The sequence below is a fragment of the Enterococcus silesiacus genome (genome assembly GCF_001886225.1).
Lineage (GTDB): Bacteria > Bacillota > Bacilli > Lactobacillales > Enterococcaceae > Enterococcus_L > Enterococcus_L silesiacus.
In genome coordinates, this window is the sequence record NZ_JXLC01000005.1 from 155,799 (window position 1) to 171,057 (window position 15,259).

Annotated in this window: 16 protein-coding genes; 4 read left to right on the top strand and 12 right to left on the bottom strand. The window is 37.3% G+C overall.

Going from position 1 to position 15,259, the window contains the following annotated elements:
• Positions 1-131 precede the first annotated feature (131 nt).
• A complete protein-coding gene (locus RV15_RS05285) occupies positions 132-1,091 on the top strand; it encodes a diacylglycerol/lipid kinase family protein (protein ID WP_071877005.1) in 960 nt (319 codons plus the stop codon).
• A gap of 52 nt (positions 1,092-1,143) precedes the next feature.
• Here the strand turns inward: RV15_RS05285 and RV15_RS05290 are convergent, their stop codons facing one another.
• The 3 genes from RV15_RS05290 to RV15_RS05300 all read right to left on the bottom strand — a co-directional run bounded on the left by RV15_RS05290 (position 1,144) and on the right by RV15_RS05300 (position 5,679).
• Complete coding sequence (locus RV15_RS05290) at positions 1,144-2,259, bottom strand: PLP-dependent transferase (RefSeq protein WP_071877006.1); 1,116 nt, start codon at positions 2,257-2,259, stop codon at positions 1,144-1,146.
• Between the two features lie 182 nt (positions 2,260-2,441).
• Complete coding sequence (recD2, locus tag RV15_RS05295; RefSeq protein WP_071877007.1) at positions 2,442-5,018, bottom strand: SF1B family DNA helicase RecD2; 2,577 nt, start codon at positions 5,016-5,018, stop codon at positions 2,442-2,444.
• Positions 5,019-5,049: 31 nt separating this feature from the next.
• On the bottom strand, positions 5,050-5,679 hold the full coding sequence (locus RV15_RS05300; protein ID WP_071877008.1) for a histidine phosphatase family protein: 630 nt from the start codon (positions 5,677-5,679) through the stop codon (positions 5,050-5,052).
• A gap of 482 nt (positions 5,680-6,161) precedes the next feature.
• Here RV15_RS05300 and gloA2 point away from each other — a divergent pair, with 482 nt between their 5' ends.
• Positions 6,162-6,542, top strand: coding sequence for an SMU1112c/YaeR family gloxylase I-like metalloprotein (gene gloA2, locus RV15_RS05305; RefSeq protein ID WP_071877009.1), 381 nt, complete (start codon positions 6,162-6,164; stop codon positions 6,540-6,542).
• Positions 6,543-6,621: 79 nt separating this feature from the next.
• Here the strand turns inward: gloA2 and trmL are convergent, their stop codons facing one another.
• Positions 6,622-7,128: a tRNA (uridine(34)/cytosine(34)/5-carboxymethylaminomethyluridine(34)-2'-O)-methyltransferase TrmL gene (trmL, locus tag RV15_RS05310; protein ID WP_071877010.1), complete on the bottom strand. Its 507-nt coding sequence runs from the start codon at positions 7,126-7,128 to the stop codon at positions 6,622-6,624.
• Positions 7,129-7,370: 242 nt separating this feature from the next.
• Positions 7,371-8,216, bottom strand: a complete 846-nt coding sequence (locus tag RV15_RS05315; protein ID WP_071877011.1) for a methyltransferase domain-containing protein — start codon at positions 8,214-8,216, stop codon at positions 7,371-7,373.
• A 138-nt stretch (positions 8,217-8,354) separates the two neighbouring features.
• Here RV15_RS05315 and RV15_RS05320 point away from each other — a divergent pair, with 138 nt between their 5' ends.
• A complete protein-coding gene (locus tag RV15_RS05320) occupies positions 8,355-8,987 on the top strand; it encodes a copper homeostasis protein CutC (protein WP_071877012.1) in 633 nt (210 codons plus the stop codon).
• Between the two features lie 69 nt (positions 8,988-9,056).
• Here RV15_RS05320 and RV15_RS05325 read toward each other — a convergent pair whose 3' ends face one another.
• The 7 genes from RV15_RS05325 to yjbM form a co-directional block, all read right to left on the bottom strand.
• Positions 9,057-9,305 (bottom strand): hypothetical protein, encoded by a 249-nt coding sequence (locus tag RV15_RS05325; protein ID WP_071877013.1) that lies wholly within the window; start codon positions 9,303-9,305, stop codon positions 9,057-9,059.
• A 123-nt stretch (positions 9,306-9,428) separates the two neighbouring features.
• Positions 9,429-9,731 (bottom strand): hypothetical protein, encoded by a 303-nt coding sequence (locus tag RV15_RS05330; RefSeq protein ID WP_071877014.1) that lies wholly within the window; start codon positions 9,729-9,731, stop codon positions 9,429-9,431.
• Between the two features lie 81 nt (positions 9,732-9,812).
• Entirely contained in the window at positions 9,813-10,451 is a 639-nt protein-coding gene (locus tag RV15_RS05335) for a TetR/AcrR family transcriptional regulator (protein WP_071877015.1), read from the bottom strand.
• Between the two features lie 180 nt (positions 10,452-10,631).
• Positions 10,632-11,993, bottom strand: a complete 1,362-nt coding sequence (gene mgtE / locus RV15_RS05340) for a magnesium transporter (RefSeq protein ID WP_071877016.1) — start codon at positions 11,991-11,993, stop codon at positions 10,632-10,634.
• Positions 11,994-12,012: 19 nt separating this feature from the next.
• Entirely contained in the window at positions 12,013-12,906 is an 894-nt protein-coding gene (locus RV15_RS05345) for an RluA family pseudouridine synthase (RefSeq protein WP_071877017.1), read from the bottom strand.
• A 7-nt stretch (positions 12,907-12,913) separates the two neighbouring features.
• Positions 12,914-13,711 (bottom strand): NAD kinase, encoded by a 798-nt coding sequence (locus RV15_RS05350; protein WP_071877018.1) that lies wholly within the window; start codon positions 13,709-13,711, stop codon positions 12,914-12,916.
• Between the two features lie 10 nt (positions 13,712-13,721).
• Positions 13,722-14,402 (bottom strand): GTP diphosphokinase, encoded by a 681-nt coding sequence (gene yjbM, locus RV15_RS05355; RefSeq protein WP_071877019.1) that lies wholly within the window; start codon positions 14,400-14,402, stop codon positions 13,722-13,724.
• 195 nt (positions 14,403-14,597) lie between these two features.
• Between yjbM and RV15_RS05360 the strand changes: the two genes are divergently transcribed.
• On the top strand, positions 14,598-15,182 hold the full coding sequence (locus RV15_RS05360; protein ID WP_071877020.1) for a CYTH domain-containing protein: 585 nt from the start codon (positions 14,598-14,600) through the stop codon (positions 15,180-15,182).
• The last annotated feature ends 77 nt before the right edge of the window (positions 15,183-15,259 follow it).

Sequence of the window (15,259 nt, forward strand, 5' to 3'; positions counted from 1 at the left end):
CAATGATTTAACAATATCGTCCTTATAAAAAATCAGTCTTTATTTTCATTTTTTCCCTCTTTTTCAAGCTTCTCTCATTCTTAATTTTTCCTATCTCTGTTATAATAAGACTTTGTACAAGGAGGAAACAAATGAAGAAACATTTTTATCTTATCATCAATGAAAATGCCGGCAGCGGCACTGGCCGAAAGGCTGCCGAAAAAATTATCAAGCAGCTGCAAACAGCCACGATTGATTATACGACTTTTTATACAGAATACGCCGGTCACGAAACAGAAATCGTACAAAAGCTAGCTCAAAATATTTTGATTCCTTGGTCTTCTGAACTGGAAAACGACTCCTTTCCACTTTTAGTTGTTTTAGGTGGTGATGGTACTTTACATAGCGTGCTTAACGCCCTGTCGCCATTTGATCCTCTAATTCCGATCGGCTATATTCCTTGTGGCTCTGGCAATGATTTTGCCCGTGGCTCAGGGATCGCTAGACAGCCGGAAAAAGCCTTTTTCCAATTATTAAAAGCTGAAAGCCCTCAGGAAATTCAAGTGATTACCTATACGGAATCTATTCAAGAAGAAACAGGTCTTGCTGTTAATAATGTTGGCATTGGCTTGGATGCAGCCATTGTTAACGCCGCCAATACATCTGCCTCCAAAAGCGCACTAAATAAATTTAATATGGGGTCCTTGTCTTATATTTTTTCTATTTTAAAGGTATTATTCACCCAAAAGGGCTTTCCGATCTTAGTTGAAGTCAATGGAAAAACAATTGAATTTGGTCGGACTTTCTTATGCACTGTGACTAAGCATCCTTACTTTGGCGGTGGTGTCCCAATCGCTCCTATTGCTGATCCACGCAAACCTGTCCTTGATTTTGTCTTGGTGGAGCGGGTTAATATGTTCAAAATTTTTTGGTTGATCATATTATTGACTCAAAAAAAACAGATGAATTCAAAATATTTTCACCATTTCCAGTCTAGTAAATTACGCATTGTTTCAACCGTTCCTCAATATGTTCATGCAGACGGCGAAATTTTAGGAAAAAGAAGTACTGATTTTACATTTGGAACTTCTGGTAGATACTTCTGGTTCTAAATGCAAAATAAGAGAGAAGCATGGCTCTAAAAGTCATGCCTCTCTCTTATTTTTATCCTACTGCTTCAAATGCCTGCCTTAAATCGTTGATTAAGTCTTCACTAGATTCAATCCCCGTTGAGATTCGCAATAAATCAGGCGTTAATCCGTAAGACTCTCTTAATTCTTGTGGGATGTCGGCATGTGTTTGCGTCGTTGGGTAAGTGATCAAGCTCTCTACCCCGCCCAAACTTTCTGCAAAAGTGAAAATCGTTAAATTTCGCAAAAAATCTTTGATCCATTCTTGATTGCTGATTTTAAAACTCAACATTCCGCCACGCCCTGGATACAGCACTTCTTTGACCTTATCACAGGTGTTCAAATATGCTGCAACTTCCTGAGCATTTTTTTCATGCCTTTCCATCCGCAAAGCTAAAGTTTTCATTCCTCTGATTAATAACCAACTATCGAATGGAGACAATACTGCTCCTGTAGTATTCAAACTAAAAGCTAACTGTTCACCCAGTTCTTTTGAGCGTGTAATAACAGCACCTGCCAATAAATCGTTGTGTCCACCTAAATATTTAGTCGCACTATGCACAACAATGTCCGCTCCTAGATCTAGTGGTCGTTGAATCAAGGGTGTATAAAATGTATTATCAACGATTAGCTGTGCGTTTGATTGTTTGGTCAAAATTGCAATTTTCTCTATGGAAACTTCACTCATCAATGGATTCGTTGGGGTTTCAACAAAGACAGCCGCAGTATTGGCTGTAATAGCCTTTTCAAACCCAGCTTCATCATCAACATAAATAAACTGATAGATTCCTTGTTGTTCCAGTTCTTTAAAATAACGATAGCTTCCGCCGTATAAATCTCTAGAAGCCACGATTTGACTACCTACAGGAAATTGACTGAAGACTAATTGAACTGCACTCATTCCTGAACTAGTCGCTAATCCGACCGCACCATTTTCTAAGACTGCCAGAGCTGTTTCAACAACTTCTCTCGTTGGATTTTTAGTTCTAGTATAATCATAGCCCGTCGACTCTCCTAGCGTTGGATGCTCATACGTCGTTGAAAAATAGATTGGTGTATTGATCGATCCAGTCACTGGATTTTGATGATTACCGATTTGTGCCAAAAATGTATCTGTTTGAATTGCGCCCGACTTTGTTTCTTTTTTCATTACCTTCCCTCATTTCTACCAAAATAGTCCACCTTCATTTGTACTACAACACCATTACGTGTTTTTTCAATTATATACATCGACTGATTCTTAAAGCAAGTAATAGTTCTGTAGGTGTCATAAAAGGTTTAAAACTTGAGAATAAGGTTGCGCAAAATCATTTAAGTGCAACTCGCTCTTTACTACATAAAATCAGCTGGCGTTGTCTGCCCCATTCCGATCATTGGGTCAATTGTTTGCGCACTGACTAAGCTTGGCGTCAATAAGCGCTCAACCTCTGCTTCTATTTGTTCACTCGTTTCTTGAACAGGTTCACTAAACAGTGAGATTTCTTCCGTTTTAGGTTTAGTTCTCACTGGCACTATCACTTCTTCGACTACAGCAGTCTCCTCTTTGACAGCTTCATAGGTCACTGATTTAATTTCTGTTGTTTCTGAAAATGGCCCCTCTTTGTTTAATCCTTCTTCATAGGCCTCAAGTTGCATTCTCGTAGTTAACGACATGTCATCCGCACTAGTGATCCGTTCTTTGAGCATCGTTAAGCGACTAGCTGATTCATGCGCAACACAAGTGTTAAAGGCTTGAACTTCACCTAACAGGATCAGGATGTCCTTGCTTCTAGTCACTGCGGTATAGAGCAAATTACGCTGCAGCATCCGATGATATTGATGCACCATCGGCAAAATAACCATTTTAAACTCGCTACCTTGCGCTTTATGAATCGAACAGCAATAGGAGAGCGTGATTTTATTCCACTCATTGCGTTTATAGCTGACTTCATTATTGTCAAACTGAATCACTAATTCATCCACTTTATCTTCTGATTCTTTCGCTAAAATAATTCCTACTATCTCGCCCATGTCACCATTAAACACATTCAGCTCTGGTGTATTGACTAAATGTAAGACCTTATCTCCAATGCGATAAACAGATTCATTCCATTTTACTTCCTTTTTCGTGCCGTCATTAGGATTAAAAATTTCTTGCATCATTTTGTTTAACGCATCAATCCCAGCAGCTCCTCGGTACATTGGAGCCAGTAATTGGATATCTTGCGGAGAAAAGCCCTTTGCTTTAGCTTTTGTTACGATTTGGCGGACATAGGTCTCGATATGATAGACGTCACTTGGAAAAAATGAACGGTCTTTTTGATTGACAGTAAAATCTTGTGGTAATTTTCCCTGCTTGATTTCATGAGCTAAGGGAATAATACTTGAACCGTCGCCTTGTCGATAAATTTCTGTTAATTCTCTTTGTGGAATTTCATTGATTTGCATCAAATCATGCAGAACCTGACCCGGTCCAACAGAAGGTAATTGATCCTTATCACCAACAAAAATCACCTGCATATTGGTTGGAATAGCTTTAAACAATGTATTTGCCAACCAAGTATCGACCATCGACATTTCATCAACGATCAATAAACCGCCTTCTAGTTCTTTAGCTGTCATACTAGGATTTTTTTCTCGTCCACTTAACCCCAAGAGACGATGGATCGTACTTGCCGGCAGTCCAGTCGTTTCATTCATTCGTTTCGCTGCACGTCCAGTTGGAGCGGCTAATAGTATTGGAAACATTTCCTGTGTATAATCCTTTACATCTAAAGAAAGTCCATTCAGCTCGGCAAAGACTGAAACAATTCCGTTGATGACGGTCGTTTTCCCAGTACCTGGTCCGCCAGTTAAAATGAATAATGGTGATTTGATTGCTTCTTCAATTGCCGCTTGTTGAGAATCGCCATACAAGATTCCCAAGCGTTTTTCAACCCCACGAATATTTTTTTCAATGTCTTTTTTATCATACTTAATTTCTTTTTTTCGTGTTAGCAGACGTTGGATCGATGTCCCGATTCCCCATTCTGAAAAATATAAACTATTTTCAAAAAGTTTTGTGCCTTCTTGCTGGATTTTAGCTTCTTCTACTAAATGGATGATCTGTTCTGCCACTTGATCAATGGAAATTTCTACAGGTCGACTCGCTTCCAATGTATTGATCGTTTCTCTCAGCAACATTTCTGCTTCCACATAAGTATTCCCAGAACGCACAGAATGTTGGAAAATTTCATGTGTGATCGCCGCTCGCACTCGTTTGTCTGAATCTGCACCAATCCCCAACTGCTCTGCAATATTATCGGCCCGTTTAAAGCCAATCCCTTCAATATCTTCAACTAATTGATATGGATTTTCGTGAATAATATCTAAAGTTTCTTCTTTATAAGTTTGATAAATTGCAAACGAAAGCTGACTCCCGAAACCGTAACGATTTAAGCCGACGATTACTTGCTCCATCCCATGATTTAAACGGATCGTTTCAATGATTGTTTGGCGTTTTTTTTCATTTAGTTGAGGAACTTTTTCAAGAACATCAGGAGTTTCAATAATACGATCGATTGCATCTTCTCCCAAAATTTCAACGATTTTCTCAGCTGTTCGCTTCCCTATCCCTGGAAATTTTTCACTAGAAAGATAATTTACAACGCCACTGGCAGAAGTTGGTCGCTCTTGCTGATAGCTATCGACTTGAAATTGTTTGCCATAACGAGGATGATCAACGAAATGTCCAAAAAAGCGATAAATTTCTTCTTCCTGAATTTGACCGAAACTACCAGTCGTTACGATTTCTTTTTCTAAATAATCTGTATTCGTATCCGTGATTTTCACCAACAAAACTTTATAAAAATTGCTGGGATTTTGAAAAAAGATTGCCTGAACTTGTCCAACCACATATTCTTTTTCCCCTTCGCCAAACAATGTATCCATCGATCTCACCTCGCTTCATCAAAAAAATAGTTTATTGTAAAAAGGAAACATCATTCCATAATTTTAAAGTATAAAATTGCTCATTGTCATCTTCTGCTGTTTCTAGGATCGACAAGCTATTATTTTTAAGCCCGCCCATACTGCGCAGTTCGCCTAACGCTTTACCTGAAAGTGATTGAATCGCAGCAGTTAACGACGCGCCGTGGCCAACGAAAAGATAGGGGCCATCACCTTTATCAACCGCAGATTTAACTACAGAAGAAATACGTGAAATCGCTTGGTCGATCGGTTCACCTTGAAATACTTCCGGATTGTAGCGATCTAGCTGATAACGCATATGGTCTAATTCTTGTCCATACGTTTCTCTCATCTCTGCGATAGACTGACCTTCTAATTTTCCCAGACCCAGTTCTTTAAGCTCATCCGTATAGATGATTTCTACAGGTTGTTCTAATTCTTGATTGATGCCTTCAGCTGTTTTTCTCGCACGTGGTGAAGTACTCGAAAAGATTTTTTCAAAAGGTACTTCCTTGACCGTTTGGCCTAATAATTTTATTTCTTCATAGCTTGTTGGAAGCAGTGGTGAATCTCCAGTCATTCCCTGAAAACGCAGTTCCTGATTCCATTCAGTTTTTCCATGACGAGTAAAATATAATTTCATGATATTGCTCCCTTGATTCTGATTTATTGATTTTCTACTTCTTGATTTCCACTTATTTATCTTATCTAGTGTATCATTTTCACTGGCAAAATTCCATTTAACTACGAGGAGGTTGATAAAAAACGAAACAGTCTGAGTGTTTTAAAGAAATAAGTAGGTTATAATGAAAAGGTTAAAATATATATTTGAATACATGACTTGGCGAGACTGTTACGCTTTTATATTATTTAGCTACTCGGACTTGCTTCTCGGTAAAAAGATAAATTCTCTTTGAGACATAATGCGTCTCAATTCGATTTTTCTATTTTCCTGTCGAAGTCAAACGAGCCCGTTTCGCTTTTATTTTATCCAGCTGCACGGTCTTACTTCTCGGTAAAAAGACAAAATCTCTTTGAGACATAAATCGTCTCAATTCGATTTTCCTATTTTCCTGCCGAAGTCAAACGAGCCCGTTTCGCTTTTATTTTAAGGAGGAATCTGATTTGTTTTTTGAACATATTCATCACATCGCGATTAACTGTTCTGATTACCATAAAACAAAAGAATTTTATGTTGAAAAACTTGGTTTTAAGATCATCAGAGAAAATCAAAGAGACGATAAAAACGATGTTAAACTTGATTTGAAATTAGGGAATTATGAGCTAGAACTATTTATTGCGCCTAATGCGCCAAAACGCCCCTCTTATCCTGAGGCTTTGGGCTTACGCCATTTAGCGTTTAAAGTTGAAAATATCGAGGAAGTTATTACTTTTTTAGCTGCCAAAGAAATCGAATGCGAAGCTGTTCGAACAGATACCTTCACAGGAGAAAAAATGACTTTTTTCTTTGATCCGGACGGGTTACCTTTGGAATTACATGAATAATCGCGTTTTCCCTCGACTCTTGATAAACAAAAAAACTGTTGCCTTTAATATCAAAGGGAACAGCTTTTTACTATTATTTTTAATCCAATTTATCATTTTCATAATGATGTTTCACTTCCAAAGCTGGAAAATTCTGTTGACGTAATGCTTCATAAACTACTAAAGCGACTGTATTCGACAAATTCAATGAACGAACATGTTCATCATTCATTGGGATACGTAGACATTTTTCTTCATTTTCCCGCATAAATTCTTCCGGCAAGCCTGTTGTCTCTTTGCCAAACATAAAATAGTGATCTTGATTGTTAGTATAATCTACTTCACTATACGTTTGATTCGCGAATTTTGTAATCAGATGCAGTGGACGATCACCTAAGTAGGTTAAAAATGCTGTCAAATCTTTATGGTACATAATATTAACATCATTCCAGTAATCCAATCCAGCTCTTTTTAAGTGTTTATCATCAGTCGAAAAACCTAACGGCTCGATGAGATGTAAGGGCGAATTTGTTGCTGCACACGTTCGTGCGATATTCCCTGTATTTGCTGGAATTTGTGGTTCAAATAATACAATATGATTTGTCATGATTACTGTTTCCTTTCAATTGTATGTCACATTATTTATTTTTTATTCACTAAAATCAACATAAAAAAAACGTATCGCCTCGGTGTCAATCACTGCGAGTCGCTACGTTAGTGAAGCTCTTTTCACTAACTTTTATCAGAACAGGAACCTGATAAAAACCAACGAAAAAACAACTTGTATGTAATATAACACCATTACCAGAGCTTTGCAATACCTTTTAGCAAATTAACCAAATGTAAGCGTTACCTGTTCTTTCCTTTTAACATCCGAACGTCAATTGTGATTTCAGATAATGGATTCTTTTGAAGCTCTTCTTTTACACTTTCAGCCACCCCCCACTCAAGCGGGGACATTTCTAATAAGTCTAAACGATACTCTTTTGGTACAGCAAAAGTGAAGGTTACTCGTTCATCAACTAAAACATCCATTTCTTTAGCGAATTTTGCTAAAACTTTTTCATTTGAATAGGTTTGTTTGCTTTTATCATCTGGATAGAAGGCTGCTCTCAGTTCTTTCAAATAATTAGCTTCTGGTACTACTTTGATTACTGTTCCATCTTTTTTCAACACACGTTTAAATTCCTGATAATGAGACGGAGAAAAAATATTCAAGACAGTATCCATAGACTGATCTGTAAATGGTAAATTCGTCAAATCAGCTACACACCAAAAAGCCTCAATTGCTTGGTTACTAGCTAAATAGATGCCATCTTTAGAAATATCAAAACCAAATTTTGCCCCTGCTAAACCTAAAGAAGAAAGCTCAGCTAAAAAACTTCCCTCGCCACAGCCAACATCCAATGTGCTTCCTGTTAGATTCATTGTAGCGATCATTTTTTCTAATAGAGGCAGATACATCCCACTTTGAATCATTTTACCTCTGTGAACCAACATTTTTTTATTATATTCCGTCTGAATGCTATGCGTTAGAAAATAAATAGTGCCTTTTTTCGATAAATCAAATTGATGGTTTTCCTCACAAATCAAACTATGGTCTTTTAACTGAAAGGCTTTGTTACATACAGGGCAACGAAATTGTTCTTGGTGTTTTTCTAAAAAATTACGAGCAAAATCAATTTTTTTCAACATAAGGTTACGTCCTATTCACTATAAATTCTGACACTCGCTGATAAACTGTCGTTACTAATCTTACAACGAGAAGAAGACTTTGGCAACAGCCGAAATTATGGTACAATGCCTGTGAAGAAAAAACAAGGAGTGAAACGAATGATTAAAGAATTCTGTGCCGAAAATTTCACAAATATACCTACTGCCATCCGTAATGGTGCAGGTCGAATTGAATTATGTGACAATCTAGCTGTTGGTGGCACAACGCCTAGTACGGGTGTTATCGAAGAAGTTGTGGCCTATGCTGGTGAAAAATCGATTCCAGTCATGACGATCATCAGACCACGAGGCGGAGACTTTGTTTATAATGATATTGAACTTAAAATCATGCATACAGATCTGATCGAAGCCAAAAAAATTGGAACAGACGGTGTTGTTTTAGGTTGTCTGACAAAGGATAATTGGTTAGATGAAGAGGCTCTTGAATTATTGATCGATACGGCGGAAGGTATACAGATCACTTTCCATATGGCTTTTGATGTGTTAAGTAAAGAAAATCAATTGAAAGCGATCGACTGGCTAGCAGAACATGATGTGCATCGGATTTTAACCCATGGTGGATCTGCTGGAAGTGCCATTGAGCACAATTTTAACCATCTGAAAGAGCTGATTGATTACGCTAACAACCGAATCATGATCTTACCAGGCGGAGGAATTTCTAGTGAAAATATTGACGCTGTAGTCAACGCCTTAGGAGTCACTGAAGTTCACGGAACTAAAATTGTAGGATAATTTCTAAATAAAAAGGAGACGATTCTTTGCAATAGTTTCGTCTCCTTATTTCTTATTGCATCTCTTAGGTTACTTTGATTGATCTTGCATTTTTTTAGCCTCAATACTCATGACTAAACTACTGAGAAGTCCTAAACTACCTAAAAGAAACAACTCATTTCTTTTTAGAAATACACCTGCACTAGCTAATCCTCCACCAATAATCAAATTGATTGTCGCACTTTGATTCAATCTGCGACTGTTCATTTTCGGCAATTTTACATTTACCCCTAATTTTTTATTTAGTTTATTCATTTTTTTATTCATTTCATTGATCATTTTTTCTCCTCCTAGGAATGTTTTGTTATTGGTTTGATTTATCCCACTTCTATTTGTTTTGTTTAATTGACAATGGTGGTAACTGCTCCAATAGAAACAGCTAATAATAATCCATAGATAATACTAGTCGAGCCCCTTTTCTAATTGCATAGTATTATTTAACACTGAACAAAGGACCCGTGCAGTTACAATCGTTGAGATAACTGATTTATTTTGGAATCCAACCGCAAGAAAAATTCCTACTATCATCAAAGCTATAGCACCTGAAATAACTGCTTTTGTTAAAATAGTCTCCCCTCCAAACAATAGTTCACTCTCTTTTAGCAATGGGCTATACCCCGAGCAACACTTTAGTGTCCCTAAACAGATCACCATTGAAAAGAACGCTGTAATTACAGTCCAAATACTGATAGGATTTATAAACACCTCTTAATTTAATCATTTGCATTCTCCTTTTACATACTAACGGTATGTATCACTTGAAAATAAAAATGCCGTTAAGCATCTTTATTCTCGGATTACTCTAAACATAGTCACTACGTCATTGATATAGTCATCATCAATCAATGGAAAATTCACACCATCATATAGCATCTTAAAAAATGAAAGCTTGTTCAAAAGCTCATTTTCATCAATTTTATAAAATGAAGGAGCTAACCAGATATTTGTTGAAAGAACGATCAACTCAGCTATTTCTTGAGGATAATCAGTGATAATCGAACCATCACTAACCCCTTCTTCTACTAATGATTTAATGTACGGAATAATATTTGTAAACGCCTCTGCATACAACTCACCAATAATTCTGGGGTTCGTAATCAATGATTTTGCTGAAAAAGCAAGTTTTTGATGCTCTAATGACCGCAAACTCATCGAATTGATTTTTCTAATTTTTTCAAAACCGCTAATGTCTTTCATCGTTTCGATTTGATCCATTACACCAATTGCATACCTTTTTTCTAATATTGTATTAAAGATTTCTTCTTTTGATTTAAAATGATGGTAAATAACCCCTTTAGTTAATCCACCTAAATGGTCAATTATATCTTGAATCGTCGTATGATCGTAGCCTTTTTCTAAAAAGAGCTCTTCTGATACATCTAATATTTTTTTTACTGTTTCCTCTGGATACTTATTACGTGCCACAAGCTTCCCTCCATACATACCGTTAGTATGTATCATATCTAAAAGTATTACTTTTGTCAATTCTTCTTTTGTCATTTTCTTAATTTACATAAAAAAGGGTTGAGATATAACTCTTCGAGTCATGCCTCAACCTCACTTATAATTTAAATAAATCCTGATAACTTTACCTTAGATTCCTCACTAAACAAAATATTGCATAAAGAGACTCGCAATATTAAAATAGATCAAAACACTTGTTAAATCACTTAGAGTTGTGATAAAAGGACCGCTGGCAACCGCAGGATCAAAGCCTAATTTATCCATCAGCATGGGAATCAAGCTTCCAGCCAGATTGGCAACTGTAATCGCGCAAAGCATCGCCATTCCGATCACAAACCCTAATGGAAAATTGTGCTGCCAGATTCCAACGACGACAAAAATAGCCACACCAGTCACAGCACCCGTTACAAGTCCTGTTAACACCTCACTAATGATCAAACGACTAAAGTTATTGTCTTTTTCATCAGATACTGCTAATCTTCTAACGGCAACCGCTAATGATTGGGTACCAGCGTTTCCAGCAGTTCCTGTGATCAAAGAAATGAATACAGCCAAAATACTTGCTTCACTTACTAACTCTTCATAATGGCTGATTAATGTTGCTGTAGACATTCCTAAAAATAACAAGGTGATTAACCAAGGGAGCCGTTTAGAGGCAGCCTTAATTGGATTTTCGCTGACTTCTTCAACGTTGACCCCAGCAAGTCCAGAGTAATCACTAGCTGCCTCATCATCAATAACATCAATGATATCATCAACTGTAACAATCCCTAAAAGATGATCATCATAATCTGTAACAGGTAGTGCTAGGAAATCATAATCTCGAATCGTTTGAGCAACATCTTCCTGATCATCCCCAACATGGACCGAGATTACCCGTTCACTCAGGACGTCAGAGATCATTGTATCATCATCGTTTACAATCAGGTCACGCAAAGAAATAACTCCGACTAAATGATCTTCTTGATCCACCACATAGACATAATAAATTGTTTCAGCGACATCTGCTTGATTTTTCAACACATACATGGCAGAGCGAACGGTTTGATTAGCAACGATAGAAACAAATTCTGTCGTCATGATTGATCCTGCTGTATCATCTTCATAATGCAGCAGTTCCTTGATTTCACCAGCGTCTTCTGTACTCATCAAACTAAGATATTTTGCTTTTTGACTTTTATCAAGCATGTTCAACAAGTCAACTGCATTATCGGTGTACATTTCTGACAGCATTTCAGCCGCATAGCTTGGACGCATCTCGGCTATATAGTCTTTCATATTCTCATTATCTTCTTCGATAACATCAAACATATCTGCTAATTCTTTAGGCGACAAATAGCTGTAAATTTGTTTTCTATCTGCTTCATCGATCGACTGATAAAATTGCCCCTGTTCATAAATGTGAAGTGCTAGAAATAGCTCCCGAAATTCAGCCATTTGCTGCTCTTTCAATTTTTCCAACAGTAAGGAGAAATGTTCTTCCATTTCTTGTCCTTCATTCATCCAGATCTCTCCTTTCAATTTAAAGTTGATCTACGATTTTTTTCATATCTGCGGCTAAAGGTGAAGTTAGTTCTAATCGTTGTTTCGTAAATGGATGCATGAAACTCAATTGACAGCAGTGTAGCGCTTGACGGCTAATCCCGCTATCCATTTTACCACCATACATCTCATCTCCCAGTAAAGGACAGCCCAGAGCCTCAAAATGCACTCTGATCTGATGGGTCCGTCCTGTATGGAGTTGAATGTTTACTAATGCTTTGTCCTGGTTACGTTTTGTTAGCCAATATTCTGTTTTTGCCTGCTGGCCCGTTTCAACTATTGTCCGCTTTAGTATAGAGGACATATCTCGGCCAATTGGCAGCTCGATTTTACCATGTTTATTTAACGTCAGCACATCACCTGCGACTAACGCCTGGTAAATCTTGATTACTTCTTTTTTGCGCAATTCCTGATCCAACATTGCGTGAGCAAAACCATGTTTGGCAAATAACATCAAGCCTGTCGTATCTCGATCCAAACGGGTCACCACATGGATGACTTGATTTTGATAATTTTGCGTTTTAAAATAGGCCTTCACCCGATTAGCCATTGTCCCATTAGGATGATATTGAGCTGGAATCGATGCTATTCCTGCGGGTTTATTGACCACTAAATAATGCTCATCTTCAAAAACGATCTCAAGCGATACATCGTCAACAAGTAAGGTTTCGTGTTCTTTTTCATCAGGAATCGTGATTTTGACTTGATCGCCAAAAGATAGTTTATATAAGACATTCTCAACCGACTGATTAACCTCGATTTTGCCCCCTTGAAATTTAATTTTCGCCAAAAGACCTTTGGAGATTCCCTGCTCTTTTAAAAAAGCTTTTACTTGTTGTGTCTCTTCTTTTTCAACTGTCCAATTAAATTCCATTAATCTATTAATCCTCACTAATAAAGGCATCTTTTACTCGATGCCAAAAATGCATATGTCGGTATGAAGAAAAATGAATGCGTTCATCCGCAATTCGATAATAAATTGACTTGATGTCGTCTTGGTAAATATCCAACTGATCAACTGTGATCAAATAATCATTACTTTCCTGCAGCTTAATTTCGACCCATTCGGTGTGAGCAATTACAATGGGCGAACCTAACGTTCTAAACACACGATTATTTAATGAAGCAATCTCGGCAAGCTGAAACGCATTGATACTAGGATGCAACACCGCTCCACCAATACTCTTATTATACGCTGTAGAACCAGTCGGTGTCGAAACAGACAAACCGTCTCCGCGAAAACGTTCAAATAACTCATCTTTAATCAGAACATCTGCCACCATTGTACGATTGGCACGTTTAATAGTCGATTCATTCAATGCCAAGAAATGCTTATCTGGTTTAGTACCGTGAAAACTGATTTTTACATCCAATAACGGATAACTAACGCTTTTTTCTTGATGGACGAGCAGACTTTGAACAAGTTCATCCAACTCATAGTCTCGCCAATCTGTATAAAAGCCTAGATGCCCTGTATGGACGCCAAGAAAGCTTACTTCATCCAAGCGATGACTAAACCGATGAAATGCTGATAGTAATGTGCCATCGCCCCCTACAGAAATTACAAGGTCTGGCTGATGATCATCGATCTCAATCTTATTTTTTTTCAAAAGCAGGAGTAAATGGCGGGTAACTTCAGTTGATTTGTGCTCATGATTATGAACGATTGCTACTTTCATTTCACCCCTCCTATTCTTTCTTTAGCTCATCTTTTTTATCATTGATTCTTTTATAGTAATTATCTTTTGACTTGCCTCGACCATGTGAGAATAGATGCTGTGCTTCCTGGATTTCTTCACGGATCGTGGACATTTCTTCATCTAACTGATAAGCAGCTTCCGCTGCTCGTTGAAGTCGCTCTTTCATTTCTTCTGGAAAAGCTCCTTGGTATTTATAATTTAACGAGTGTTCGATTGTCGCCCAAAAATTCATTGCTAATGTACGAATTTGAATTTCTGCTAAAATCTTCTTCTCGCCAGTAATCAATTGAACTGGGTACTCGATCACTAAATGATATGAGCGATACCCGCTTTCTTTTTTATTGGTAATGTAATCACGTTCTTGTATAATCTGCAGATCTTTTCTATTGCGGATGATATCTACGACCTGACGAATGTCTTCAACAAACTGACACATGATTCTAAGACCAGCGATATCCTGCATTTCTTCTTCCAAACGATCGACAGGAATATTTCGCAATGCGGCTTTCGTTAAAATGCTATCTACAGGTTTTACGCGACCTGTTACAAACTCAATAGGTGTATGCTTATTTTGTTCTCGAAACTGCTTGCGGATGCCGCGCAGCTTAACTTTCATTTCTCCAACAGCCTGTTCATACGGTGCCAGAAAAAGCTCCCACTCTTTCTCCATCCTAATCCCTCAATTTCCTTGAATTTGATTTACAGCTTATTTTACCATAGAGCTGGGAAAAATAGGGTAATTTGAGAAATTGTATAAATTTTTTCAACAATAGCGAACTTTTTAACTTCTAGTTCACTTTTCTTGACGTAAATGGGTAAAGTATGCAAAAATTGAATTAAAATAAAATAAGGTGGGTAATAATCAGTGAGTGAAAATTTAGAAATAGAATTTAAAACATTATTATCTATTGAGGATTTTTCGCGCACAGCTGCTTATTTCCATCTAAAAGAAAATGATTTTTTTACACAAGTTAATTATTATTTCGATTCTGCTGATTTTCAATTAAAAAAACAGCACATCGGCCTAAGAGTTCGTATACTATCAAACAATGCTGAAATCACGTTAAAAGTCCCTGAAAAAGTCGGTTTACTGGAAATCAACGATGCTCTTTCTGTTACAGAAGCCCAGCACATCGTTGACTCGGCTGCACTTCCAGAGTATGGAAATGTTTACAGTAGGTTGACTGATTTAGGCATCAGTACTCGTGATTTACGTTTAATCGGCAGCTTAACAACTAAACGAGCAGAAATAAAACTTCCCCAAGGTTTACTCGCGCTAGATGAAAGTTGGTACAACCAGCAACATGATTTTGAGTTGGAGCTAGAAGTGAAAGACGCACAAAATGGCAAAAAAGATTTTCTAGCTTTGTTGGAAACTTTGACTATCAAAGAATCCCCGTCACCAAACAAAATCCAGCGAATGATGCTAAGCTCACAAGAGAAAGATTAAGAAGTTATAATCGTAAAAACATATCATTTCATTTTTCCCGGATTTTCTGATAAATTAGGGACACTTAGTTGAGAAAT